This is a genomic window from Serratia sp. CMO1 (assembly GCF_015689115.1).
GTDB lineage: Bacteria > Pseudomonadota > Gammaproteobacteria > Enterobacterales > Enterobacteriaceae > Serratia > Serratia marcescens.
The window spans coordinates 4,037,376-4,062,907 of sequence record NZ_CP065032.1 but is presented as its reverse complement, the minus strand read 5'-3'; the positions used below and the strand labels follow the sequence as shown (position 1 = coordinate 4,062,907).

Annotated in this window: 22 protein-coding genes and 1 pseudogene; 12 read left to right on the top strand and 11 right to left on the bottom strand. The window is 60.0% G+C overall.

What is annotated here, in order from left to right:
- Nucleotides 1-16: 16 nt before the first annotated feature.
- A complete protein-coding gene (locus IT763_RS19360) occupies nt 17-1,657 on the top strand; it encodes a thiamine pyrophosphate-binding protein (RefSeq protein ID WP_097101413.1) in 1,641 nt (546 codons plus the stop codon).
- Nucleotides 1,658-1,698: 41 nt separating this feature from the next.
- Here IT763_RS19360 and IT763_RS19355 read toward each other — a convergent pair whose 3' ends face one another.
- The gene (locus IT763_RS19355; RefSeq protein ID WP_173889727.1) at nt 1,699-2,451 is read right to left on the bottom strand and encodes a M48 family metallopeptidase; all 753 of its coding nucleotides are present in this window, start codon (nt 2,449-2,451) and stop codon (nt 1,699-1,701) included.
- Nucleotides 2,452-2,689: 238 nt separating this feature from the next.
- Here IT763_RS19355 and tkt point away from each other — a divergent pair, with 238 nt between their 5' ends.
- Nucleotides 2,690-4,684 carry a transketolase gene (tkt, locus tag IT763_RS19350; protein ID WP_033632127.1) on the top strand — a complete coding sequence of 665 codons (1,995 nt, stop codon included), beginning with the start codon at nt 2,690-2,692 and terminating at the stop codon, nt 4,682-4,684.
- A gap of 69 nt (nt 4,685-4,753) precedes the next feature.
- Here the strand turns inward: tkt and brnQ are convergent, their stop codons facing one another.
- The 3 genes from brnQ to IT763_RS19335 form a co-directional block, all read right to left on the bottom strand.
- The gene (gene brnQ, locus IT763_RS19345) at nt 4,754-6,076 is read right to left on the bottom strand and encodes a branched-chain amino acid transport system II carrier protein (protein ID WP_016930038.1); all 1,323 of its coding nucleotides are present in this window, start codon (nt 6,074-6,076) and stop codon (nt 4,754-4,756) included.
- Nucleotides 6,077-6,275: 199 nt separating this feature from the next.
- On the bottom strand, nt 6,276-7,157 hold the full coding sequence (locus IT763_RS19340) for a 2OG-Fe dioxygenase family protein (protein ID WP_028127702.1): 882 nt from the start codon (nt 7,155-7,157) through the stop codon (nt 6,276-6,278).
- Nucleotides 7,158-7,187: 30 nt separating this feature from the next.
- Complete coding sequence (locus IT763_RS19335) at nt 7,188-7,520, bottom strand: tRNA-binding protein (protein ID WP_004931561.1); 333 nt, start codon at nt 7,518-7,520, stop codon at nt 7,188-7,190.
- A 287-nt stretch (nt 7,521-7,807) separates the two neighbouring features.
- Between IT763_RS19335 and IT763_RS19330 the strand changes: the two genes are divergently transcribed.
- From IT763_RS19330 to fbaA, 8 genes and pseudogenes are all read left to right on the top strand, one after another.
- Nucleotides 7,808-8,725, top strand: a complete 918-nt coding sequence (locus IT763_RS19330; RefSeq protein ID WP_016930036.1) for a DMT family transporter — start codon at nt 7,808-7,810, stop codon at nt 8,723-8,725.
- A 169-nt stretch (nt 8,726-8,894) separates the two neighbouring features.
- On the top strand, nt 8,895-9,983 hold the full coding sequence (locus IT763_RS19325; protein ID WP_033641358.1) for an ABC transporter substrate-binding protein: 1,089 nt from the start codon (nt 8,895-8,897) through the stop codon (nt 9,981-9,983).
- A 78-nt stretch (nt 9,984-10,061) separates the two neighbouring features.
- Nucleotides 10,062-11,831: an iron ABC transporter permease gene (locus IT763_RS19320; protein ID WP_033639426.1), complete on the top strand. Its 1,770-nt coding sequence runs from the start codon at nt 10,062-10,064 to the stop codon at nt 11,829-11,831.
- Nucleotides 11,824-12,894, top strand: coding sequence for an ABC transporter ATP-binding protein (locus tag IT763_RS19315; protein WP_016930033.1), 1,071 nt, complete (start codon nt 11,824-11,826; stop codon nt 12,892-12,894). Before IT763_RS19320 ends, IT763_RS19315 begins: the two co-directional genes overlap by 8 nt.
- Nucleotides 12,895-12,963: 69 nt before the next feature.
- A pseudogene (locus tag IT763_RS23410) lies at nt 12,964-13,086 on the top strand (LysR family transcriptional regulator); the annotation flags it as partial.
- A 311-nt stretch (nt 13,087-13,397) separates the two neighbouring features.
- Entirely contained in the window at nt 13,398-14,414 is a 1,017-nt protein-coding gene (gene epd, locus IT763_RS19310) for an erythrose-4-phosphate dehydrogenase (protein WP_004931582.1), read from the top strand.
- 70 nt (nt 14,415-14,484) lie between these two features.
- Nucleotides 14,485-15,648: a phosphoglycerate kinase gene (gene pgk, locus IT763_RS19305; RefSeq protein ID WP_028127700.1), complete on the top strand. Its 1,164-nt coding sequence runs from the start codon at nt 14,485-14,487 to the stop codon at nt 15,646-15,648.
- Between the two features lie 116 nt (nt 15,649-15,764).
- Nucleotides 15,765-16,844 (top strand): class II fructose-bisphosphate aldolase, encoded by a 1,080-nt coding sequence (gene fbaA, locus IT763_RS19300; protein WP_004931586.1) that lies wholly within the window; start codon nt 15,765-15,767, stop codon nt 16,842-16,844.
- Between the two features lie 56 nt (nt 16,845-16,900).
- On the opposite strand, the gene IT763_RS19295 is transcribed toward fbaA, so the two are convergent.
- The gene (locus IT763_RS19295; RefSeq protein ID WP_016930030.1) at nt 16,901-17,569 is read right to left on the bottom strand and encodes a DUF1345 domain-containing protein; all 669 of its coding nucleotides are present in this window, start codon (nt 17,567-17,569) and stop codon (nt 16,901-16,903) included.
- A 205-nt stretch (nt 17,570-17,774) separates the two neighbouring features.
- Between IT763_RS19295 and mscS the strand changes: the two genes are divergently transcribed.
- A complete protein-coding gene (gene mscS / locus IT763_RS19290) occupies nt 17,775-18,641 on the top strand; it encodes a small-conductance mechanosensitive channel MscS (RefSeq protein WP_015378992.1) in 867 nt (288 codons plus the stop codon).
- A gap of 81 nt (nt 18,642-18,722) precedes the next feature.
- On the opposite strand, the gene IT763_RS19285 is transcribed toward mscS, so the two are convergent.
- The 3 genes from IT763_RS19285 to IT763_RS19275 form a co-directional block, all read right to left on the bottom strand.
- A complete protein-coding gene (locus IT763_RS19285; protein ID WP_206194940.1) occupies nt 18,723-20,072 on the bottom strand; it encodes an MFS transporter in 1,350 nt (449 codons plus the stop codon).
- 171 nt (nt 20,073-20,243) lie between these two features.
- A complete protein-coding gene (locus tag IT763_RS19280) occupies nt 20,244-21,275 on the bottom strand; it encodes a methionine synthase (protein WP_028127699.1) in 1,032 nt (343 codons plus the stop codon).
- Between the two features lie 25 nt (nt 21,276-21,300).
- Nucleotides 21,301-22,278, bottom strand: a complete 978-nt coding sequence (locus tag IT763_RS19275; protein ID WP_016930027.1) for a DUF1852 domain-containing protein — start codon at nt 22,276-22,278, stop codon at nt 21,301-21,303.
- A gap of 316 nt (nt 22,279-22,594) precedes the next feature.
- On the opposite strand from IT763_RS19275, the gene IT763_RS19270 reads away from it, so the two are divergent.
- Nucleotides 22,595-23,134, top strand: a complete 540-nt coding sequence (locus IT763_RS19270) for a DUF2058 domain-containing protein (RefSeq protein WP_025160208.1) — start codon at nt 22,595-22,597, stop codon at nt 23,132-23,134.
- A 7-nt stretch (nt 23,135-23,141) separates the two neighbouring features.
- Here the strand turns inward: IT763_RS19270 and IT763_RS19265 are convergent, their stop codons facing one another.
- From IT763_RS19265 to IT763_RS19255, 3 genes are all read right to left on the bottom strand, one after another.
- The gene (locus IT763_RS19265; protein WP_049300357.1) at nt 23,142-23,840 is read right to left on the bottom strand and encodes an RluA family pseudouridine synthase; all 699 of its coding nucleotides are present in this window, start codon (nt 23,838-23,840) and stop codon (nt 23,142-23,144) included.
- A 142-nt stretch (nt 23,841-23,982) separates the two neighbouring features.
- Nucleotides 23,983-24,678: an L-ribulose-5-phosphate 4-epimerase gene (gene araD / locus IT763_RS19260; protein ID WP_016930023.1), complete on the bottom strand. Its 696-nt coding sequence runs from the start codon at nt 24,676-24,678 to the stop codon at nt 23,983-23,985.
- A complete protein-coding gene (locus tag IT763_RS19255; protein ID WP_016930022.1) occupies nt 24,672-25,532 on the bottom strand; it encodes an L-ribulose-5-phosphate 3-epimerase in 861 nt (286 codons plus the stop codon). The genes araD and IT763_RS19255 overlap by 7 nt, the downstream gene beginning before the upstream one ends.

The following is a 25,532-nucleotide window of genomic DNA, read 5'->3' as shown; positions in this document are numbered from 1 at the left end:
CCTAAGAAGGCAGATGATGAGCGATAAAATCACGGTTGGCGAGGCGATAGCCCGGACTCTGGAACAGTACGCGGTGTCGGCGATGTACGGCATCATTTCGATTCATAATCTGCCGATCGCCGATGCGGTGGGGCAGCGCGATAAAATTCGCTTCGTGCCGGCGCGCGGCGAAGCGGGCGCGGTGACCATGGCCGACGCGCACGGGCGTTTCTCCGGCCTGGGCGTGGCGTTGACCAGCACCGGCGCCGGCGCGGGCAACGCGGTGGGGGCGATGATTGAGGCGCTCAACGCCAACACGCCGCTGTTGCATATCACCGGCCAGGTGGAAAAAGCCTATCTGGACGCCGACGCCGGTTTTATTCATGAAACCCGCGATCAGCTCGGCTTCCTGCGCGCCTGCTCCAAGCGCGCTTACCGAGTCAATTCGCCGGAGCAGGCGGTGGCGGTGATCCAGCGAGCGATCCTGGATGCGCAAACCGTGCCCTGCGGCCCGGTGGCGGTCGAGATCCCGATCGATATTCAAAGCAGCCTGGTGTCCCGCTCGGTGCTGGCCGAACCGTTGGCGCCGGCGCCGCTGCCGAAGGCGGACGCCGCAGCGCTGGAGCGGCTGCATCAGCGGCTGAAACAGGCCAAGCGCCCGCTGTTATGGTTGGGCGGCGGTGCGCTGGCCTGCGGCGACGCGGTGCGCAAGCTGGCGGACGCCGGCGTGGCGGTGATCTCCAGCACCCACGGGCGCGGCATTCTGCCGGACAGCCATCCGCGCAGCCTGCGGGCGTTCCACAACTCGCCGAGCATTGAAGCGATCCTGACGCAGTGCGACCTGACGCTGGTGGCCGGTTCGCGGCTGCGCAGTAATGAAACCCGCACCTGGACGCTGCCGCTGCCGCGCCCGTTGGTGCAAATTGACATCGATCCGGCGGCGGCCAACCGCAACTACCTGGCCGATGAACAGATCAATGGCGACTGTGCGGCGCTGCTGACGGCGCTGGCGGCGCGGTTGACCCCTGGCGAGAAGGTGAACGCCGAGTGGGATGCCGAGATCGCGGGAGCGGTGCAGCAGGCTGAGAGCGCGCTGCGCCAGCAGTCCGGCGAATACGCCAAACTCAATGACGCCATCGACGCCGCGCTGCCGCAGGACGGGCTGTTGGTGCGCGATATCACCGTTTCCGGCAGCGTCTGGGGCAGCCGGCTGTTCCGGGCGATTTCGCCGCTGTGCAACATACACTCGCTGGCTGGCGCCATTGGAATGGGGCTGCCGATGGCGATCGGCACCGCAATCGCCAACCCGCAGCGCAAGGTGGTGGGGCTGGTGGGCGATGGCGGTCTGGCGCTGGGCCTGGGGGAACTGGCGACCATGGCGCAGGAACAGGTGAACATCACCCTGCTGATCATGAACGACGGCGGTTATGGCGTGATGCGTGGCATTCAGGACAAGTATTTCGCCGGGCGCCAGTATTACAACGAGCTGCATACGCCGGCCTTTACCCAGATCGCCGAAGCGATGGGGTTGAAAGCCTGGAAGGTGGACGCGGCGGCGCAGTTCAACGGCGTATTGGCCGAGGCGATCAACTACCCGGGGCCGTCGGTGGTCGAGGTGGACATGAAGCGGGTCGGGCCGCTGACCTTCGCCGGGCCGCCGCAGAAAACCCTGTATTGATACGATAAAAAACGCCCGGCGGTTGCCGGGCGTTCTCGTTGTTACTTCTCTGCCGCGATGCGATCGCGAATGTGCTGCGCGCGCGCTTGGGAAGATGGGTGATCGTCGAACATGCTGCTCTGACGGCCGGCTTCCATTTGGGCCAGTTTTTCGAAGCTGGTGGCCAGGCCGTTCGGATCGATGCCGCGTTTTTTCAGCAGATCGAACGAGTAATCATCCGCTTCGCTTTCCTGCTTCTGCGAGAACTGGGCGCTGACCAGCTTCTCGCCGATATCCGCCAGCTGCGACTGCGACAGCGAGCCGATGACGCCGCCGGCGGAGGACGCCGCGGTGCGCAGCGCCACGGTGCCGTAAGCCACCTGCATCGCTTTACGGGTGTGGCCCAGCGCCACGTGGCCCATTTCGTGGCCCAGCACGCCTTCCACTTCGTTGTCGTTCATCATGTCCATCAGGCCGCTATAGACGCGGATACAGCCGTTGGCCATCGCCCAGGCGTTGACGTCTTTGGTCACGTAGACCTTGTAGTTGGCCGGGGTGCCGTTGATGTTGTCGCCCAGCGCCGCGGCGATTTTGTTGAGACGCTTGGCGTAGGTGCTGCCGGCCGGCGCGATTTGTGCCTTGCTGTCCATCTCGGCGCAGGATTTATCACTCAGGGCCTTAACGTCGTCGTTGCTCAGGGTCGCCGCCTGGAACGCCTGCGCGCTGGACTGCATCAAGGTTTCGGTATTCAGGTTTTGACAGCCGGTTGCCAAGGTGGCAATGCCCAACGCAATCAAAGAGGTACGAATTTTCATAACGCCATCTTCCTGTGAAGGTAACAAGGTAAAAGAGTCATTTTGCTTTGAGGAAATCTTGTCGCAAGAGCCTAGTGTACGCCAGCTAAGGCGAGAATAGTGTTATTCCGAAAAAGCGTCCAATCGTGCTAATAAGTGGTGAACTCGCTCTCATTTGGCATTAGGGATTGCCGTTGTGATGTGGAGTCTGAGAAAATAGGGAACTTGACTGCTTTTTTTATCCGACCTGGAGTAAAACATGTCCTCTCGTAAAGAGCTTGCCAACGCTATCCGCGCACTCAGCATGGACGCCGTACAAAAAGCAAATTCCGGCCACCCGGGGGCCCCTATGGGCATGGCGGACATCGCCGAAGTCCTGTGGCGTGACTACCTCAACCACAACCCGACTAACCCGCACTGGGCTGACCGCGACCGTTTCGTGCTCTCCAATGGCCACGGCTCCATGTTGATTTACAGCCTCCTGCACCTCACCGGCTACGACCTGCCGATGCGCGAGCTGGAGAACTTTCGTCAGCTGCATTCCAAAACCCCGGGCCACCCGGAGTACGGCTACACCCCGGGCGTTGAAACCACCACCGGCCCGCTGGGCCAGGGCATCGCCAACGCCGTCGGCTTCGCCATCGCCGAACGCACCCTGGCGGCGCAGTTCAACCGCCCCGGCCACGACATCGTCGACCACCACACCTACGCCTTCATGGGCGACGGCTGCATGATGGAAGGCATCTCGCACGAAGTCTGCTCCCTGGCCGGCACCCTCAAGCTCGGCAAGCTGACCGCCTTCTACGATGACAACGGCATCTCCATCGACGGCCACGTCGACGGCTGGTTCACCGACGACACCGCCCTGCGCTTCGAAGCCTACGGCTGGCACGTGGTGCGCAACGTCGACGGCCACAACCCTGACGCCATCAAGGCCGCGATTGAAGAAGCCCGCAAGGTGACCGACAAGCCGTCACTGCTGATGTGCAAGACCGTTATCGGCTTCGGTTCGCCGAACAAGGCCGGCACCCATGACGTGCACGGCGCCGCGCTGGGCGCTGCCGAAGTGGCCGCCACCCGCGAAGCGCTGGGCTGGAAATACGCCGCCTTTGAAATCCCGCAGGACATCTACGCTCAGTGGGACGCCAAAGAAGCCGGTCAGGCCAAGGAAGCGGCCTGGAACGACAAGTTCGCCGCCTACGCCAGGGCTTTCCCGGAACTGGCCGCCGAGTTCAAGCGCCGCATGAACGGCGAGCTGCCGGCCGACTGGAAAGCCGACGCCAAGGCGTTCGTGGAAAAACTGCAGGCCAACCCGGCCAACATCGCCAGCCGCAAGGCGTCGCAGAACGCGCTGGAAGCGTTCGGCAAGGTGCTGCCGGAGTTCCTGGGCGGCTCCGCCGACCTGGCGCCGAGCAACCTGACCATGTGGTCCGGCTCGAAAGCGCTGAACGTTGACCCGGCGGGCAACTACATTCATTACGGCGTGCGCGAGTTCGGCATGACCGCCATCACCAACGGCATCGCGCTGCACGGCGGCTTCCTGCCGTACTCGGCGACCTTCCTGATGTTCGTGGAATACGCCCGCAACGCGGTGCGCATGGCGGCGCTGATGAAGCTGCGCAACGTGTTCGTCTACACCCACGACTCCATCGGTCTGGGCGAAGACGGCCCGACCCACCAGCCGGTGGAGCAGCTGGCGAGCCTGCGCGTGACCCCGAACATGAGCACCTGGCGCCCGTGTGACCAGGTGGAATCGGCGGTGGCGTGGCAGTACGGCATCGAGCGCAACGACGGCCCGACCACCCTGGTGTTCTCGCGTCAGAACCTGACCCAGCAGCCGCGCACCGCAGAGCAGCTGGCGAACGTGTACCGCGGCGGCTACGTGCTGAAAGACTGCGCGGGCACGCCGGACGTCATCCTGATTGCCACCGGCTCTGAAGTGGGCATCACGGTGGAAGCGGCGGACAAGCTGACCGCGGCGGGCCGCAAGGTGCGGGTGGTGTCGATGCCGTCGACCGACGCGTTCGACAAGCAGGATGCGGCGTACCGCGAGTCGGTGCTGCCGGCGGCGGTGACGGCGCGTGTGGCGGTGGAAGCGGGTATCGCGGACTACTGGTACAAGTACGTGGGGCTGAACGGCGCCATCGTGGGCATGACCACCTTCGGTGAGTCGGCGCCGGCGGAGCAGCTGTTCGCCGAGTTCGGCTTCACCGTGGACAACGTGGTGGCGAAGGCGCAGGCGCTGCTGAAGTAAGCGGTCTGGCGCCAGCCGATAAAAAAGCCGGTCATCATGACCGGCTTTTTTTATGGGCGGAAATCGCGCTTACGACGCGGCATTGGCGCTTTCGACGCCGCGCAACCGGTCGTAAGCCGCCGCCAGCAACAGCACCAGCAGCGTAGGCTGCAGCCAGACCAGCCCCTGTTCGGCCAGCGGTAGCTTATCGAACCAGGCGGGCAGCAGGCCGCTGAAGCTGGAAGCCTTCAGGCCGTCGGCCAGGCCAAACACCAGGCTGGTGGCGATCACCGGCGCGAAGACGCGCCTGGCGCTGCGCCAGCGGTTCTGGCTGAAGCTGAGCAACACCAGCGCGATGCAGGGCGGGTAGATCGCCGTCAGCACCGGCAGCGAGACGCGGATCAGATTGGCCAGCCCCATGTTGGAGACCAGCATGGCGAAGAGGGCGAGGATGACCACCAGCGTGCGGTAAGAGAGCGGCAGGTAGCGGGAGAAGAAGTCCGCGCAGGCGCAGGTCATGCCGACCGCCGTCACCAGGCAGGCGATGAACATCAGCACCGCCATAAAGACGCTGCCCAGATCGCCGAAGGTGTGCTGTACATAGGCGTGCAGGATTGCCGCGCCATCCTGAGCGCCGTTCTCGATCAGGCTACCGCTGCCGGCGCCGAGTTTGAACATGCAGATATAGACCAGCGTCAGGCCGACGCCGGCGATCAGGCTGGCCCACAGCGTATAACGCAGCAGCAACCCGCTGTCGCTGACGCCGCGTGAGCGGGCGGCGGTAACGATAATAGAACCGAACATCAGCGCCGACAGCGTGTCCATGGTTTGATAACCCTGTACGAAGCCGGTGGAAAACGCCGAGGCTTGATAGCTGCCGACGGCGGAGAGCGGCGCGCCTGCGGGCCAGACCAGGGCGGCGATGCCGAGCGCGGCCAGCGCCAGAATTTTCAGCGGCGCCAGAATATGGCCGACGTTATCGAGCAACCGTCCGGGATAAAGCGACACAATCATCGCCAGGGTAAAGAACAGCAGGCTGTAGATGAACTGCGGCAGGGCGCCGTCGCCGGTGAAAGGTGCAATGCCGAGGGCGAAAGAGACATTGGCGGTTCGCGGCGTGGCGAATAACGGGCCGAGCGCCAGATAGCAGACGGTCGCCAGCAGCAAGCCGGCGGTGCGGCCGATGGGGCCGGTCAGCAGGCTGATGCTGCCGCCGACGCGCGCCAACGCGATCACGGCGATCACCGGCAGGGCGACGGCGGTCACCATAAACCCGATAGCGGCCGGCCACAGATGTTCGCCGGACTGCAGTCCCACCAGCGGCGGGAAGATGATGTTGCCGGCGCCGACAAACAGGGCAAAGGTCATAAAGCCCAGGGCGATAATGTCTTTCGGGGATAAACTCTTGGTCATAACGGTATGGCACTGCCTGTATTCATGAAATAAACGGCCTGCCTGCAGAGGGCTGGCGCGTGGGGCAGCGAGCGCCCGCAAAAATTTTCGTCCGGCAGGATATAATAATTCGGCGACAAAAACCTGATTAATCCAGCGCTGTTTATCCTTGCGTGAACCGGCCGCACAGATGAATCCTGGCGGCCGGCCCGGCAGCGCGTTAGCTCGCGCGCGCCACCATGTCTATCGACAGCGGGATTTCGATATGCGGTTTAAAAGAGTCATACGCGAAGGAGACGTGGCCGTCTTCGACCGGTTTACGGGTGAAAAAGATCAGCATATCGCGGGTTGAATTCTTACGTTTGTCCTGCGCTTCCACCGGTGAGAGGCTGTGTTTGCGTTCATGGTCGACAATCAGCAGGGTATCGAGGAAATGCCGATGCTGTATTGCGCCCAAAATCCATTCCGGCCGGGCCCGATCGAATTTGATCCCGCTGGTTTCGCGCATATCGTGAATAAAGGTCTTGGCGCTGTCGTCGGTCATGTTGTCGCAGCCGAGGAAGGTCGTCATGGTGTGGTCGACGCCGTCGCTGTGTACGCCTTCCAGCGCCGGTTCGCCCAGCATCTGCGGCGTGGTGACGGTGCGCAGGTTGAACACCGTGCAGACGAACTTGTTGATCTCCTGATTAAGCCGGGGGCGCGGCGTCACGCTCACGCCATCGATCACGTAGGCTTTGAATTTCATCAGCGCCTGAAATGCCGTATTCAACTGCAGATCGTCGTTGATGCCGCGGAAATGGCGCACCTTTCCCGAATCGTAGCGGATGAAGTCTTCCTCGACCGAGAGCACGAAAGGCTGGAACTCCAGCCGCTCAATCCGGGCGCGATCGAAGTCGAAACAGAAACGGCCGTTTCTGGACTTGCGGAAAGGCAGCGTGGGATCGTCCGCCAGATTGGCGCTGACCTGCTGCAGCCTGGCGAAATCTTCCGGCCGCGCGCCCAGCGCCAGCAGGATTGCCTGCATGGTAGCGCCGGGGATAAAGGCTGAACGGTGTTCCTGGTATGCTTTCTTAACTTCATCAAGCAGAGATAACTGTCGCATTTCTCGGAGGCCTCACGAATGATGGGGCGGTTATAAAATCTTGCTGCCGATCTCCACGTCGAAATCGGGTTTCAGCAAGACGGTGCCTTGATCCCTGGTGACCGCGGCAAGAACCAGCACTTCGGATTTAAATCCGGCAACCCGCCTGGCGGGGAAATTAACGACGGAGATGACTTTTCTGCCAAGCAGATCATCTTCCTGATAGTTTTCGCATAATTGCGCCGAACTGTTTTTAATGCCAATTTCCTCGCCGAAATCAATGCGCAGCTTATAGGCGGGTTTTAACGCCTTGTCGTTATATTCCACGGAAATAATTTCGCCAATACGCATATCCAGTTTCATAAAATCAGTGATTTCGGCCATGAGTCAGTCCCGTTAATTAAATGGCTTCAGAAAGGCTAGCAAAGGGGAATTATCCCGACAATGTCGCCGATAGGGGAATATTTATACCTGATGTAGCAATTAATTTACATTATCGTAACGTAGCGCAATTAATTATAAGCTCGATGAATTATATGAAATTGAAACTTCATTATTCACCGGTAATTATGTGCACCACCTGAACTTGGGCGTTCGCTCGGCACTGTTAAGCCCGTGTTAAATTGGTTAGTATGCCCTCATTCATCAACCGCATTCTTTCAGGTAGTGATATGGAAATAACCCCGCGTGAAAAACGCGATCGGCGAAAGGCATTTATCGCGCCGTTTTTCCTGATATTAATTTGGTCGACGGGTTTTATTGCCGCGCGTGCGGTGGCGGATCATGCCGATCCCAACCTTTTCCTGACCTTTCGCTTTTTGATCGCCGCCGCGGTATTCGCTTTGCTGGCATTGCATTGCGCCTGGCCCAAGGGGCGGCAGTTCGTGATGCACCTGCTGACCGGCATGTTGATGAATGGCGTTTATCTCGCTGCAAGCTGGTGGGCGGTGGCGAACGGCCTGGCGGCCGGGGTGATGTCGCTGATCGGCGGATTGCAGCCGTTGTTCACCGCGCTGATTTTCGCGTTGGTGCTGCGCAAATCGATAGGGTTACGCTCCTGGGCCGGACTGGCGGTCGGTTTTATCGGCGTTGCGCTGGTGCTCTCCCCTCGACTGACCGGTATCGACGTCGGCAATATGGCGCTGTTGCCGATCCTGATGGGGTTTGGCAGCATCGTCGCGCTGACGATCGGCATCATGGTGCAGAAGTCTTCGCTGGCGGCGGCCGATCTGCGGGCGGCGGGCGCCATTCAGCACCTCGGCGCCGCGATCGTGACCGGCGCGTTGGCGGCCGTGATGGGCTCCGGCGCCTGGGACAATTCGCCGACGCTGTGGTTCTCGCTGCTGTGGTCGGCCGGCGTGTTGTCGCTGGGCGGCACCGCGCTGTTTATCTGGATGGTGCGCCACGGCGATTTGACTCGCATTACCGCGCTGATGCTGCTGGTGCCGCCGGCGGCGGCGCTGCAGGCTTACGCGCTGTTTGGCGAGGCGCTGTCGCTGGTGCAGTTGGCGGGGTTTGCCCTGACCCTGCTGGGGGTCGCCATCGTACAGCGAATTCGCCTGCTGCGGCGTTCTCGCCTGGCCGAATAGTTTGCGACAGGAAGCGCCGTAAAGCCCGCGCTGCCGGGCTTTTTTATTGGCTGAAAAACGTCCAACCTCACAAAACCGAAAGATAACAAAGCAACGCCGTTGCCTCGTCACAGTTATTAACTATATGTTAATTTTTAGTTTATTAAATGTGATCAGGGGATGGATGATGATGATGAAAAAAATCAGCGCGACCGTAGCGGCAATCACTTTGCTAGGCTCCGTTTCCGCCTATGCGGCCTTCCCGGCGGGCTACCCCGCCGACTACCAGAAACTGGTCGACGGCGCGAAGAAAGAAGGCAAGGTGGTGATTTACTCGACCACCGACACCAAGGCGGCGGCGCCGCTGATCCAGGGGTTCGAGGCGTTGTATCCGGGCATCAAGGTCGAATACAACGACATGAACAGCACCGAACTGTATAACCGCTTTATCAGCGAGCAGGCGGCCGGCGGCACCAGCGGCGACGTGGTGTGGAGTTCGTCGATGGACACCATTTTGAAACTGGCGGGCGATTACGCGCAGGAATACGCCTCTCCCGAGCAGGCTCAACTGCCGAAATGGGCGGTATGGCAAGATAAGGTGTATGGCACCACCTATGAGCCGGTGGTGTTTATCTATAACAAACGCCTGATCCCGCAAGGCGATGTGCCGGATTCGCATGCGGCGCTGGCCAAGCTGATCGCCGGCCAGACGGACAAATTCAAGAAGAAAGTCACCACCTACGACATCGAAAAATCCGGCGTCGGCTTCATGCTGTCGGTGCAGGACTTCAAGGCCGATCCTAACTACTTCAAAACGCTGGCCGACGTGGCCAAGGGTGGCCTGGCGGTGCAATCCTCCACCGGCACCATGATGGAACGCGTTTCCTCCGGTGAAAACCTGATCGGCTTCAATATCCTCGGTTCATACGCCGAGGCCCGCGCCAAGAGCGACCCGTCGCTCGGCATCGTCTATCCGAAAGACTATACCCTGGTGCTGTCGCGCGTGAGCTTCATCGGCAAAGAGGCCGGCAACCCTAACGCCGCCAAGCTGTGGTTTGACTATGTGCTGTCGGAGAAAGGGCAAAATATTCTCGCCAATCAGGCGGATATCCCCTCGATCCGCAACGACATCGAAGGCAAGAACGACATCGATGGCATGACCAAGCTGTTGGGTAACGCGCTCAAACCGATCCCGGTCGATGACAGCCTGCTGGAATATCTGCAGCCGGCCAAGCGTCTCGACTATATCAAACAATGGCGCGCCGCCGCGGCGAAATAACAGGGACTGCATTCGGACGCGCGCCTGTCGCACGGGCGCGCGCCCTTTGGTCGTCGTTTACAACCATAGGGAGCATTTATGCAAGCATGGCGCAGAAAGTGGCAGAGTCTGCCGCGCGGCCTGGTGGTGTTGATAACCGCGCTGGTTATCTATGTCCCCCTGTCGTTTATCATCATTCAAAGCTTCCTCTCGGCACCGTTTTTCTCTCCTTCCAAGGTTTTCAGCCTTGAGGCCTTCGAGTTCATCTTTACCGATCCGGATTTCTACAAGGCGCTGAAAAGCGGCTTTATTTTGGCATTCGGCCTGGTGATTATCGCCATCCCGCTCGGCGGTGTTTTGGCCTTCCTGATGGTGCGCACCGATCTGCCGGGGCGGCGGATCATCGAACCGCTGATTCTGGTGCCGATCTTCGTGTCGCCGATGGTGCTGGGTTTCGGTTACGTGGTGGCGGCGGGACCGGTAGGTTTCTTCTCGCTGTGGGCGGAGGCGCTGCTGGGCTTCGTGCCGTGGAACATCTACTCAATGGCCAGCATCGTGGTGATAGCCGGATTGACGCACGTGCCTCACGCGTATCTGTACATCTCCTCGGCGCTGCGCAGCGTGGGCTCCGACGTTGAAGAAGCGGCGCGCACCGCCGGCGCCACGCCGCTGCAGGTGATGACCGCCGTCAGTCTGCCGATGGTGCGGCCGTCTATCTTGTACGCCGGGGTGCTGTTGTTCTTCCTCGGGCTGGAAGTGTTCGGCCTGATGCTGGTGTTGGGCGATCCGGAAGGCAACCTGGTGCTGGCGACCTACCTGTACCAGTTGACCAACAAGCTGGGCACGCCGTCTTACCATCTGATGGCGGCGGTGGCGGTGGTGCTGATTTGCATCACTATTCCGTTGGTGATGCTGCAGCGCCGGCTGATGCGCACCGCCAATCGCTTTGTCACCGTCAAGGGCAAAGCCTCGCAGGCCCGCGCGCTGCCGCTCGGCAAATGGCGCTGGGTGGCCGGCGCGGTGGTGGTGTTCTGGCTGACCGTGACCATCGGCGTGCCGCTGATCGGCGTGGTGCTGCGCGCCTTTATCTCTAACTGGGGCGTGGGCGTGTCTGTCTGGGACGAGCTTTCGATCAACACCTTCCGCACTATCTGGGCGCAGCCCAACCTGCTGCGCGCCATCGTCAACTCGATGGCGATCGGGGTGATCGGCGGGGCGCTGGCGGTGGCGTGCTACCTGTTTATCGGCATCGCCATGCACCGCAAGCCGGATGGCGCCACGCGCTTCCTCGACTACAGCGTACTGGTGCCGCGCGCGGTGCCGGGGCTGTTGGCCGGTCTGGCATTCCTGTGGGTGTTCCTGTTCTTGCCGATGTGGCTGGACAAATCGCTCAAGGAGGGCTGGCTGTCGGCGTTGCCGATGGCCGAGTGGCTGCGTGCTAACTGGATTGTCTGGTTGCGTTCGCTGCGCAGCACCATATTCAGCGTCTGGCTGGCTTACACCGTGGTATGGATGGCCTACGGCCTGAGGCTGATCTCTTCCACGTTGCTGCAGGTGGGGCCGGAGCTGGAAGAGGCGGCGCGCAGCGCCGGCGCCAGCCGCGGCCAGATCACCCGCCACGTCACCATTCCGCTGTCGCGCTATGGCCTGATCGGCTCTTGGCTGCTGATGTTCCTGATTTTTGAACGCGAATATTCCACCGGGGTGTATCTGCTGTCTCCGGGCACGGAAACCATCGGCTCGATGCTGGTTTCTCTGTGGGCCGCGGGCGCTATCGATATCGTCGCCGCGCTGTCGTTCATCAATATCCTGCTGGTGGTGCTGGGGCTGGGGATCGCCTTGCGCTTTGGAGTGAAATTACATGATTGAACTTTCGGTAGAGAATCTGCATTTGACCTATGGCGACAACCCGGTGCTGAAAGGGGTGTCGATGGATCTGAAACGGGGCGAAGTGGTCTCGCTGCTGGGCCCGTCGGGCAGCGGCAAAACCACGCTGCTGCGGGCGGTGGCCGGGCTGGAGAAACCGAGCCAGGGGCGGATCGTCATCGGCAATAACCCCGTGTACAACGGCAGCGCGCGCAGCGAAATTCCCGCCGAAGAGCGCAACCTGGGGCTGGTGTTTCAGTCCTATGCCCTGTGGCCGCATAAAACGGTGTTTGAGAACGTCGCTTACCCGCTGAAGCTGCGTAAGACCGCCTCGGCGGAAATCGCCCAGCGGGTGCAGGCGGTGCTGGATCAGCTCGGGTTGGGGCATCTGGCCAAGCGGCACCCGCACCAGCTTTCCGGCGGCCAGCAGCAGCGCGTGGCGATCGGGCGTGCGCTGGTCTACAACCCGCCGGTGATCCTGCTGGATGAGCCGCTGTCCAACCTTGACGCCAAGCTGCGCGAAGAGGCGCGGGTATTCCTGCGCGAGCTGATCATCAAGCTCGGTCTGTCGGCGCTGATGGTGACCCATGATCAGAACGAGGCGATGGCCATTTCCGATCGCATCCTGCTGCTCAATAACGGCAAAATCGAACAACAGGGCACGCCGCAGGAGATGTACGGTTCACCCACCACGCTGTTCACCGCCGAGTTCATGGGCAGCAACAACCGCTTGCCGGGCAAGGTTGTCGCGCGGGAAGGCGACCGGGCGCGCATCGAAGGCAAGGATTGGGCGCTGTGGGGCAAAGCGGGCGCCGGCGTGCAGGTCGGGCAGGAGGGCACGGCGGTGATCCGCGTGGAGCGCGTACGGTTGGGCGAAGATCCGCAGGGCAACCAGCTTGAGCTGCCGTTGCTGACCAGCATGTATCTCGGCGATCGCTGGGAATACCTGTTCCGCACCGTGGCCGAAGATTTCGTGGTGCGCGCCTATGGCCAGGAGGCGCGCGATCGGGCGCTGTGCCGGCTCTCCCTGCCGGCCGATCATCTGTGGATATTCCCGAAAGCCTAATCAGGACGCCCGCTGATGCGGGCGTTCCGTTTACAGAGTTAAACCGTTAGCGGCGATCTTTTCCGAACTGTGTACGTTTCCCGGCTGGCAACGTCGGCGAAAGTGCGGGTGACGGTCGAATTTTTGCGCGACTATTTCCGCGAGCACTACGGCGAAACGGGGCCGGCGAGCGAAAATCCACCGCGGCCTTAAGGCTAAAAATGTGCGCCAGATCATCTTATGCTCGTAAAACTCCCCTCCGTTACCTGAGGAACTGTTGCACCTGTTTCTTTTGCCAAAACTTTGGTTTATGCTCAGCTGAAGCGTTTCAGTTGAAGCACTCTTCGACAGAAATGCCGATGTGACGGCGGCGAAAAGCCGCTGAAGCGCGGGAATAATGCAAACTCGGCGATTCACAGCGGGCGGTGCGATCCACTACTCTATGCGGGTTAGTGAGACAACCAGTCAGCGCCGGGCGGCGCCGGTGAGTCACCCGGCGTGGACGGCCCTTTTTCAGGAGCAGCATGACCATCCGCATAGCGATAAACGGCTTTGGCCGCATCGGCCGCAGCGTATTGCGCGCACTGTACGAATCGGGACGACGGGCGGAAATCTCCGTGGTGGCGATCAACGAGCTGGCGAACGCCGAAGGCATGGCCCATCTGCTGAAGTACGATTCCAGCCACGGCCGCTTCGCCTGGGATGTGCGGCAGGAGTGCGACACGCTGAGCGTCGGAGACGACGCGATTCGCCTGTTGCACCAGCCGGCGGTGGAGCAGTTGCCCTGGGGCGAGCTGGGCGTCGACGTGGTGTTGGACTGCAGCGGCGTGTACGGCAGCCGGGCGGATGGCGAAGCCCATCTGGCGGCGGGGGCGAAGAAAGTGTTGTTCGCCCATCCGGGCGGCAACGATCTGGACGCCACCATCGTGTTCGGCGTCAACCATCAGACGCTGCTGGCGGAGCACCGCATCGTGTCCAACGCCTCGTGCACCACCAACTGCATTATTCCGGTGATCAAGCTGCTGGATGACGCTTACAGCATCGAATCCGGCACCGTGACCACCATTCACTCGGCGATGAACGATCAGCCGGTGATCGACGCGTATCACGCGGATTTGCGGCGCACCCGCGCGGCGAGCCAGTCGATCATTCCGGTCGATACCAAGCTGGCTGCAGGCATCACCCGTATCTTCCCGCAGTTTTGCGATCGCTTCGAGGCGATCTCGGTGCGCGTGCCGACCATCAACGTGACGGCTATCGATCTCAGCGTCAGCGTGAGCGCCGCGGTGAAGGTGGCGGAGGTCAACCAGCTGTTGCAAAAGGCCGCACGGGAATCATTTCGTGGTATAGTTGACTACACGGAATTACCATTGGTCTCGATCGATTTTAACCATGACCCGCACAGCGCTATCGTCGACGGTACGCAGACTCGGGTCAGCGGGCAGCACCTGATAAAGACCTTGGTCTGGTGCGACAATGAATGGGGCTTTGCCAATCGGATGTTGGATACAACACGGGCAATGGCCGCCAGCGGTTTCTAGTACGGCGGCGCCGGCGTGATTGGCGCGCTGCTCAGGCAATTTTATAGAGATTCAATAAAGAGGGTTCACCATGTCTGTAATTAAGATGACCGATCTGGATCTGGCGGGTAAACGCGTACTGATCCGCTCCGATCTGAACGTGCCGGTAAAAGACGGTAAAGTGACTTCCGACGCGCGTATCCGCGCTTCCCTGCCGACTATCGAAGCTGCGCTGAAGCAAGGCGCCCGCGTGATGGTAACCTCCCACCTGGGTCGTCCTACCGAAGGCGAGTACAACGAAGAATTCTCCCTGCTGCCTGTGGTCAACTACCTGAAAGAACACCTGAAATCCCCAGTGCGTCTGGCGAAGGATTATCTGGATGGCGTCGACGTCGCCGAGGGCGAACTGGTGGTGCTGGAAAACGTCCGCTTCAACAAGGGCGAGAAGAAAGACGACGAAACCCTGTCCAAGAAATACGCGGCGCTGTGCGACGTGTACGTGATGGATGCATTCGGCACCGCGCACCGCGCGCAGGCTTCCACCCACGGCGTGGGCAAGTTCGCGCCTGTCGCCTGTGCCGGTCCGCTGTTGTCCGCCGAACTGGAAGCGCTGGGCAAAGCACTGGGCAACCCGGCCCGTCCGATGGTCGCCATCGTGGGCGGTTCTAAAGTGTCCACCAAACTGACCGTGCTGGATTCCCTGTCCAAAATCGCCGATCAGCTGATCGTCGGCGGCGGCATCGCCAACACCTTCGTGGCGGCGCAGGGCAACAACGTGGGCCAGTCCCTGTACGAACCTGACCTGATCCCGAACGCGCAGAAACTGCTGGAAACCTGCGACATTCCGGTGCCGACCGACGTGCGCGTAGCGACCGAGTTCTCCGAAACCGCAACCGCGACCGTGAAGCAGGCCAACGAGATCCAGGACAACGAGCAAATTCTGGATATGGGCGACGTCTCTGCCGAGCGTCTGGCCGTTATCCTGAAGAACGCCAAGACCATTCTGTGGAATGGCCCGGTTGGCGTATTCGAGTTCCCTAACTTCCGTAAGGGCACCGAAATTGTCGCCCGCGCGATCGCCGATAGCGACGCTTTCTCTATCGCTGGCGGCGGCGACACTCTGGCAGCCATCGATCTGTTCGGTATCGCTGACAAAATTTCCTACATCTCCACCGGCGGTGGCGCATTCCTGGAATTCGTTGAAGGGAAACCGCTGCCTGCAGTCGTGATGCTGGAAGAGCGCGCTAAGCAGTAATTCAGACAACGGGAGGCGAAAGCCGCCCGTTTGTTTTATACCGCGCGGCTAACGCTGCGCGGCGTGAAAACATCGATTTACATCCATCTACGGCCGACGAAACAGGACAAAGTAACATGTCTAAAATTTTTGATTTCGTAAAACCGGGTGTCATCACGGGTGATGACGTTCAGAAAGTCTTCGCAGTTGCTAAAGAGAACAACTTTGCGCTGCCAGCGGTAAACTGCGTGGGTACCGACTCCATCAACGCAGTGCTGGAAGCCGCGGCTAAAGTGCGCGCGCCGGTCATCGTTCAGTTCTCCAACGGCGGCGCCGCGTTCATCGCCGGCAAAGGCGTGAAGACCGATGTGCCTCAGGGCGCAGCGATTCTGGGCGCCATCTCTGGCGCACACCACGTTCACCAGATGGCTGAACACTACGGCGTGCCGGTGATCCTGCACACCGACCACTGCGCGAAGAAACTGCTGCCATGGCTGGACGGCCTGCTGGACGCCGGCGAGAAGCACTTCGCCGCTACCGGCAAACCGCTGTTCTCTTCCCACATGATCGATCTGTCTGAAGAGTCTCTGGAAGAAAACATCGAGATCTGCAGCGCCTACCTGAAGCGCATGGCCAAAATCGGCATGACGCTGGAAATCGAACTGGGCTGCACCGGCGGTGAAGAAGACGGCGTGGACAACAGCCATATGGACGCTTCCGCACTGTACACCCAGCCGGAAGACGTGGCTTACGCGTACGAAAAACTGAACGCCATCAGCCCGCGCTTCACCATCGCAGCTTCCTTCGGTAACGTGCACGGCGTGTACAAGCCAGGCAACGTTAAGCTGACTCCGACCATCCTGCGCGATTCTCAGAAATACGTTTCCGAGAAATTCAACCTGCCGCATAACAGCCTGAACTTCGTGTTCCACGGCGGCTCCGGTTCCAGCGATGCGGAAATCAAAGAGTCCGTCAGCTACGGCGTGATCAAGATGAACATCGATACCGATACCCAATGGGCGACCTGGGACGGCATCCTGCAGTACTACAAAGCGAACGAAGCTTACCTGCAGGGCCAGCTGGGCAACCCGAAAGGCGCCGATCAGCCAAACAAGAAATACTACGATCCACGCGTATGGCTGCGCGCAGCGCAGACCAGCATGGTGACGCGTCTGGAGCAGGCTTTCAAAGATCTGAACGCGGTAGACGTTCTGTAATCTTCGGCACCTGTTGCACGATGCAAAAGGCTCCCTGCGGGGAGCCTTTTTTGTTTTCAGCCCAGCAGGCCGGCGCCAACGTTGATCGACAGGCCCAGGATCAGCATGTTGAACACGAACGAAATAACTGACTGCACGAGCGCGATTTTACGTACCTCCGCGGCGCCGACCGCCACGTCGGCGGTTTGCGACGCGACCGCGATGGTGAAGGAGAAGTAGGCGAAGTCCAGATAGGTCGGCTCGGTGAGATTGCCGGGGAACAGCAGCGGCAAAGGATCCCGCTGTGCGCCCTGACGATAAAACTGATGGGCATAGTGCATGGTGAAGGCGGTCGGCAGCAGCAGCCAGGAGACTGCCAGCGTTGCGCCGGTTAACGCCAGATGTAGCGTTTTCAGCGAGTCGCTGGCCTGTTTGGCGCTGCTCAATTCGAACAGGATCGCCAGAATGCTCACCAGACAACCGAAACTGACCAGCGCCAACACCGTGCTGGCGCTTTCATCCTGTCGCCGGGCGATCTGGCGAATGTGCTGCGGCGTGCTGACCAGCATCAGCCGCCAGAGAAACAGCAGATAGAGCCAGGCCAGCGTATTCCAGCCGATCATCAGGCGCTGCAGCAACGAGAGCTGGGCGGGCAGCAGCAGAAAGCACAACAGCCCCGCGCCGACGGAAAACAGCAGCCTGGGCCGCACTTGCCAATAGTGTTTGAGCGAAGAGCGAATGTGCATGAAGAACGGATCTCTTGTCGTGAAATGGCCAACGCGCTGTTTTCAGCATAGAAGAAGCGGCGGGCGGTTTCGGCTATTTTTAACGCTGACGGTTGGCATGAGCCTTTAATGTTGGTTACCCTTAGGCGGTGGTTTCCTACTGGCTGCCGAAGCCAGTGTATTTTTGCGAGTTTCTCCCGTTAGGGACTGAGTTAGGACGACACGAATGAAAGATTTGAATGTAGTAGACGGCATCAACGGTGCCGGCGACTGGTTGGTGAAGAACCAGGATCTGTTGATCCAGTACGCGGTGAATATCGTCGCCGCCATCGTTATCCTGATCATCGGTTCGATCGTGGCCCGCGTGGTCGGCAATGCGCTGAACCGCGTGATGAAACTGCGCGGCATCGACGCCACGGTAGCTGACTTCCTGTCGGCGATCGTACGTTACGGCGTGCTGGCGTTCACCTTCATCGCGGTGCTGGGGCGCGTCGGCGTGCAGACCACCTCGGTGATCGCCGTGCTGGGTGCCGCCGGTTTGGCCGTCGGTCTGGCGCTGCAAGGCTCGCTGTCCAACTTCGCCGCCGGCGTGCTGCTGGTGATCTTCCGCCCGCTGCGCGTGGGTGAGTATGTCGATCTGGGCGGCGTGGCCGGCACCGTCGATCAGGTGCAGATTTTCTCCACCACCCTGCGCACCGCAGACAACAAAACCATCGTGGTGCCGAACGGTAAAATCATCGCCGGCAACATCATCAACTACTCCCGCGAACCGAACCGCCGCGTGGATATCGTGGTAGGCGTGGCCTACAACGCCGATATCGACGTGGTGAAAAAGGTGTTGGGCGACGTGATCGCCGCCGACAAACGCATCATGCACGCTAAAGGCGTGACCGTGCGTCTGAACGAGATGGCGCCATCTTCCCTGAACTTCGTGACCCGTTCCTGGACCACTAACGCGGAATACTGGAACGTGTACTTCGATCTGATGGAAAACTTCAAGCGCGCGCTGGATGCCCACAACATCGGCATTCCGTTCCCGCAGATGGACGTGCACCTGTATCGCACCGAAGACGCTTCCGCCAAGGCGGAATAACACAGAAGGGGGCCTTGGCCCCCTTTTTTATTGCGGGCCGAGACGCTACCGATGGCGTCTCGGCCTTTTATTTCCGCGAGTTCAGATGCCGGCCGCCGGTTCGGTCAATGGCGCGCGGCGGCGCAGGCTGAGGCGATAAAGCAGGAAGATGGCGGCTGCGCCCAGCAGCGCCGGCAACGCCAGCCAGAGGAAGAACACTTCTGGCGATCCGGCGGCGGTCATCATCCAGGCGCCGAGCATCGAGCCGACGATCGAGCCGAAGCGGCCATTGGCCATGGCCCAACTGACGCCGGTGACGCGGGCTGCGGTCGGGTAAAGGGTGGCGGAAACCAGGTTCAGGCCGTTCTGCGCGCCGGCCACGCCGAAGCCGATAAGGAACACAATGGCGGCCAACGTGTAGACGTCGCCCATCAGATACCCGGTCGCGCCAATCACCAGCGCGGCGCCCAGGTAGGAGACGGCCAATACGCGGTAGGGCCCGACCCGATCCATCAGCAGCGCCATGAGGATGGCGCCCAGAGTGCCGCCGAGCGGCACCATGGCTCCGATGCGCGAGGCGTGGGCGATATCGTAACCGGCGTCTTTGAGTATCGTCGGCAACCAGCTGGTGAGCAGGTAGAACACGAACAGCGAACAGAAGAACGCCGCCCACAGCAGCAGGGTGCGCACGGCGCGCCCTTCGATAAACAGATGCGAGATCGGCGATTTGACCTGCGCCGGACGCTCGTCATCGACAATCGTCACACCGGCCCAACGCTGGCCGGTGATGCGCTCGACCACCCGGCGCAGCCGATCGGCATGTTTGGCGCTGGCGGCCATAAAGCGTACTGATTCGGGCATCTGCCAGGCTAACAGCGGCAGCAGCGCCAATGGCGCAATGCCGCCGACCACCAGCAGGCCGCGCCAGCCAAATGCAGGAATGATCTGCCCGGCCAGCAGGCCGCCCAGGGCCAGCCCGGCGGTAAAGCCGCTCCAGCTCAGGGTGACCATCAGCATGCGCCGGCGCGCCGGTGAGTACTCAGAGCTGAGGGTGATGCAGGTCGGTATCGCGCCCCCGAGGCCAATGCCGGTGATGAAGCGCAACAGGGTCAGGGATTCGATCGAATGCGCATAGGCCGAAGCCAGGGTGCAGCCGCCAAACACCAGCACCGCGACGAGCAGCACGCGTTTGCGGCCGATGGCGTCGGCGAGCGGCCCGAACAGCAGGCTGCCGATCAGCAGGCCGAACAATCCCGCACCGAAGGCGGGGGAGAGCTGCGCTGGCTGCAGGCCCCACTCTTCGCGCAGCGCCGGGGCGATATAGCCGATGATGGCGGTATCGAAGCCGTCCAGCAGGGCGATCAGGAAACACCGGGCGAGGATGAGAATTTGATAAGGCGAGATCTTGGCGCGATCGATAATTTCGCTGATGCGAGCGGTATCTGGGCTCATGAGGGTTCCACTGTTATTAAGCTGGTGTGGGCTGGCTGAGGGGCCGTTCAGGCCGCTTTGGCTGGCATCGCGTAGAAATCCGAGTATACACCAGAGCGGGGGCGTTGCGGGGAGGGGGAGTCGATGATAATCGCCCGCCGCAGGAGGCTACTGCGGCGGGCGCTGGCGCGGTTATTTGGCCAACAGTTCTCGGCGCACGATTTCGGCGCCTGCGCTTAAGGCATTCAGCTTGCCGCTGGCGACCTGACGGGGCAGGGGAGCCATGCCGCAGTTGGTCGACGGATAGAGCTTGTCGGCATCGACAAACTGCAGCGCTTTGCGCAGCGTAGCGGCTACTTCCTCCGGCGTCTCAACGGCATGATTCGCTACGTCGATGGCGCCGACCATCACTTTTTTACCGCGAATCAGTTCAAGCAGATCCATCGGCACGTGCGAGTTATGGCACTCCAACGAGATAATATCGATAGTCGACGTTTGCAGCTTGGGAAACGCCTCTTCATATTGCCGCCACTCAGAGCCCAGCGTCTTTTTCCAATCGGTATTGGCCTTAATGCCGTATCCATAGCAGATATGTACGGCCGTTTCACACTTAAGCCCTTCAACGGCTCTTTCCAGGGCGGCGATGCCCCAGTCATTCACCTCGTCAAAGAACACATTAAATGCGGGCTCATCAAACTGAATAATGTCGACGCCGGCGGCCTCAAGCTCTTTGGCTTCCTGATTGAGGATCTTGGCGAACTCCCAGGCCAATTTCTCGCGGCTTTTATAGTGGTTGTCATAAAGCGTGTCGATCATGGTCATCGGCCCCGGCAGGGCCCATTTAATCGGCTGCTTGGTCAGCTGGCGTAAAAATTTGGCGTCTTCAACGAAAACGGGTTTTTGGCGCGAGACCGCCCCCACAACGGTTGGCACGCTCGCTTCGTAGCGATTGCGGATTTTAACCACTTCGCGTTTCTCGAAATCGACGCCGCTGAGGTGCTCGATAAACGTCGTGACGAAGTGCTGACGCGTTTGCTCGCCATCGCTGACGATATCGATGCCGGCCTGTTGTTGCTCTGCCAGCGACAAACGCAAGGCGTCCTGTTTCCCTTCGATTAATTCTTCATTCTGCAATTTCCAGGGCGACCACAGGGTTTCCGGTTGGGCCAGCCAGACAGGTTTGGGCAAGCTGCCGGCGGTCGACGTAGGGAGCAATATTTTCATGATAGATGACCTGTATTTGAGTGAATCAAAGCGCGTAGTGAGCAGACCATTGCTCAAGAAGAGGTTTGTAGGGTTTGATAAATTGCTCTTCCGTAAATTTCCCCTGCTCAATCGCCAACTGGCTACGCTCTTCGCGATCGTAAACAATCTTGGTTAATGAATGATCCTGGTTATTCAGGCTGGGCTGATAGCATTGCCCCGCCGCCGAGTTGGCATTGTAAATTTCAGGCCGATAAATTTTCTGGAAGGTCTCCATCGTGCTGATGGTGCCGATCAGTTCCAAATCGGTGTAATCGCTCAGCAAATCCCCGGGGAAATAAAACGCCAGGGGCGCGACGCTATTTTTCGGCATGAAGTAGCGCACCTGCAGGCCCATTTTTTTAAAATACCGGTCGGTCAGCGAAGCGCCGTCTTGCCGATACTCGTCGCCCAACACCGGGTGTTGATTGCCCGTCCGATGGTAGGTGTCTTTGCTGGACACGCTGAGGCAAATCACCGGCGGTTTGCTGAAATTTTCATGGTATTCGTTTGAATTGACGAAGTGCTTAAAGATATTGCCGTGCAAATCGCCGAAATCATCCGGAATGGTAAATTCCGCCGTGTTTTTATTGTGCGCCGGCAGCAAGACGCTAAAGTCGTAATCGCGCACGTAAGAGGAGAAATTGTTCCCAACGATGCCCTCGATACGCTTTTGCGTTTTTTTATCAAGGATGTTGGTTTTCAGGATTTCGATCACCGGGAAGCTGGCGCCCTGATCTTCAATGCGCATCTCAACCGAGATGATTTCAAGCTCGACCGAATAGCGATCGGCCTTGGGGTTATCCCAATGCGCCAACGTATTGAAGCGATTGTTAATCATCACCAGCGTATTGCGCAGGTTCTCCCGGCGATTTTCCCCTCTGGCCAAATTGGCGAAGTTGGTGGTGATACGCGTACTTTCAGAAGGGTTATAATCTTCATCGAAAGAACTGCTCTTAATCGTAAAGGTAAAGTCTCTATTCATCGTCTTATAGCATCCTGTTATATGATATGAAGGCTGTATTTATCCATTTGTTTCAATGGTTTGTTTTTCTCTTTTTTCATTCAGCCGATTTCATATTGTCTGTCGTTAATGAGGTCTATTTTTGCCAGAGTCCCGGTGGGAGTGAAAGAGACTTAATTTCATTACCACATGAGCGGTATTCATGTTCTGGCGTTCGGGGCGGTTTATCGCCGTTGCCCTGCGGCGCAAACCGCCGGTGGGTTGGGCCGGCAACCTGGTGCAGCCTGAAAAATTACGGGTATAATCCCTCCATGATCCCACGGCTTCAGACACGAACATGACAAAACTCACCTTACAAGAGCAGATGCTCAAAGCGGGCTTGGTAACCAGCAAGAAAATGGCCAAAGTCCAGAGAACGGCTAAAAAATCACGCGTTCAGGCCCGCGAGGCCAGAGAAGCGGTGGAAGAGAATAAAAAGGCGCAGCTTGAGCGCGATAAGCAGCTGAGCGAGCAGCAAAAGCAGGCCGCGTTGTCCAAAGAGTACAAGGCGCAGGTGAAGCAGCTGATCGAGATGAACCGCATCGTCCTGGCGAAAGGCGATATCGGTTTCAACTTCACCGACGGCAACCTGATTAAAAAAATCCTGGTGGATAAGGCGACGCAGACGCAGCTGATCAATGGCCGCCTCGCCATTGCCCGCTTGGTGGTCGAGAATCGGGAAGAGTGTGAATACGCGATTATCCCCGCGAGCGTCGCCGATAAAATCGCGCAGCGCGATGCGGCCAGCATAGTGCTGCACAGCGCGCTGAGTCAGGAAGAACAGGATGAAGACGATCCGTACGCCGACTTTAAAGTGCCCGACGATTTGATGTGGTAAGCCGCGTTCAGAACGGCGCTGCGTGACGAGCGGTTATCCGCTCTCCGCTGATGGGGTGCACAAAGTCCAGCTCGCTGGCGTGCAGCATCAGCCGCGGCGTCTGTTCGGTACCCGGCAGCAGGCGCCCGCCATACAGATCGCAACCTAAAATAGGATGGCCCAATTGCCGGCTGTGAATACGCAGCTGGTGGGTGCGTCCGGTCTCCGGGGTGAGCTGCACCCGCGTCAACGGCAGCGAGATCCCGCCTTCCATTTCACGATAAAAACGTTCGACGACCCGATAGCGGGAGCGGGCGGGCTTGCCGTGGAGGGCGCAAATCGACATCAGCGGGAACAACGCCGGATCTTTGGCGATCGCCGCGTCTATTACCCCTTCGTTATCCGCCAGATGGCCGCAGAGCAGCGCGCTGTACACTTTGCCGACGGTGCGTTCGCTGAACTGCCGACAGAGCGCGGCGTTGACGGTCTTGTTGCGGGCCACCACCATCAAACCGGACGTGCCGAAATCCAGGCGGTGCGCCAGGGCGCAGCCGGGGAACCTCTGTACCAGCCGGTGGTGTACCGAATCGAGATTCTGCGGATTCTTGCCCGAGAGGCTGAGCAGCCCGGCCGGCTTATTGATCAGCGCCAGATGATCGTCCTGATAGAGGATCTCTATCTGGTCATGGCATGGCGGGGCGATAAAGGTATCGGTGATCGTAGACATCGGGCGGCCGGCTGGAGGGTGGGTGCGGATGATAGCGAATTTTTCGCCGATGGGCGAATGCGGTTTTCGCTACACTGCGCCTCATGCCCGTTGGCACCCGATGCGGCAAAGCATCGGGTGCCACGGTTAAAGCCCCGGCGCGCTACTGCCCGTAGTAGGCGTGTTGGCCGTGTTTGCGCAGGTAGTGTTTGTCCAACAGTTCGCGCTGCATGCTGTGAATGCCCGGCGTCAGCTGGCGCGAGAAAATGCCCATGTAGGCAATTTCTTCCAGCACCACCGCATTATGCACCGCATTGTGGGCGTCTTTGCCCCAGGCGAAGGGGCCGTGGGCGTTGACCAGTACCGCCGGGATCGCGTTGGGATTGATATCGCGCTGGCGGAAGGTTTCGATAATCACGTTGCCGGTTTCCAGTTCGTAATCGTGCTCAATTTCATCCTGGGTCATCAGGCGAGTGCAGGGGATCGCGCCATAAAAGTAGTCGGCGTGGGTGGTTCCCCAGGCGGGGATGTCCAGCCCGGCCTGCGCCCAGATGGTGGCGTGGCGCGAATGGGTGTGCACGATACCGCCGATATCGGCGAATTCGCGGTACAGCGCCAGATGGGTGGCGGTGTCCGACGACGGTTTTTTTACCCCCTCGACGGTGCGGCCGCTGGCCAGATCGACCACCACCATATCCTCCGCCGTCATATGCTCGTATTCAACGCCGGAAGGTTTGATCACCACCAGGCCGCGTTCGCGATCCACCGCGCTGACGTTGCCCCAGGTAAAGGTCACCAGCTTATGGCGTGGCAGATCGAGATTGGCCTCCAGCACCTGTTGTTTTAACTGAGTCAGCATGTCATGCCCCCTTGTTGCATTTTCTGTTCGATCCAGCGGCGGGCCTGAACGATCTCGGCCACCGGCTCCTCGGCTTTTTCGGTCCACATCTCAATCAGGAATGCGCCGCGGTAATTGAGGCGCTGCAACGTGCGAAACACCTCGACGAAGTCGACGCAGCCTTCGCCAAACGGCACGTCGCGGAATTGTCCCGGCGAAACGGCGGTGACCGGGTAGGTGTCTTTCAGGTGAATGGCGGCGATGCGGTCGATGCCCAGCTCCAGCTCGCGCGGCACGTCATTGCCCCAGGCGCTGAGGTTGCCGACGTCCGGATACACCGTGAACCACGGCGAGGCCAGCAGGGCGTCCCAGGCTTTCCATTTACCGATCGAGTTCATAAAGGCGGTATCCATGATTTCCACCGCCAGCATCACCTGGGCGGCGGCGGCACGCTCTACCGCCCACTGCATGCCTTCGCTAAAGCGCGCCAGCGTCCCCTCGTCCTGCTCTTCGTAATACACGTCGTAGCCGGCCAGCTGGATGGTGCGGATACCGACGTCTTTGGCCAGCTGAATGGCCTGTTCCATCACGTCGAAGGCGCGCTGGCGCAGCGCCGGATCGTGGCTGCCAAACGGAAAGCGCCGGTGGCCGGAGAGGCACATCGACGGGATGCGGATGCCGGTTTCCAGCATGGCGTCCACCAGCGCCAAGCGCTGCGCCTTGCTCCAGCTCAGGCGCGCCAGGCGTTCATCGCTTTCGTCCACCGACATTTCGACGAAGTCGAAGCCGCAGGCCTTGGCCAGCGCCAGGCGCTCGGGCCAGCTCAGGTGTTTCGGCAGCGCTTTCTCGTAAATTCCCAACGGGTGCTGACGCAT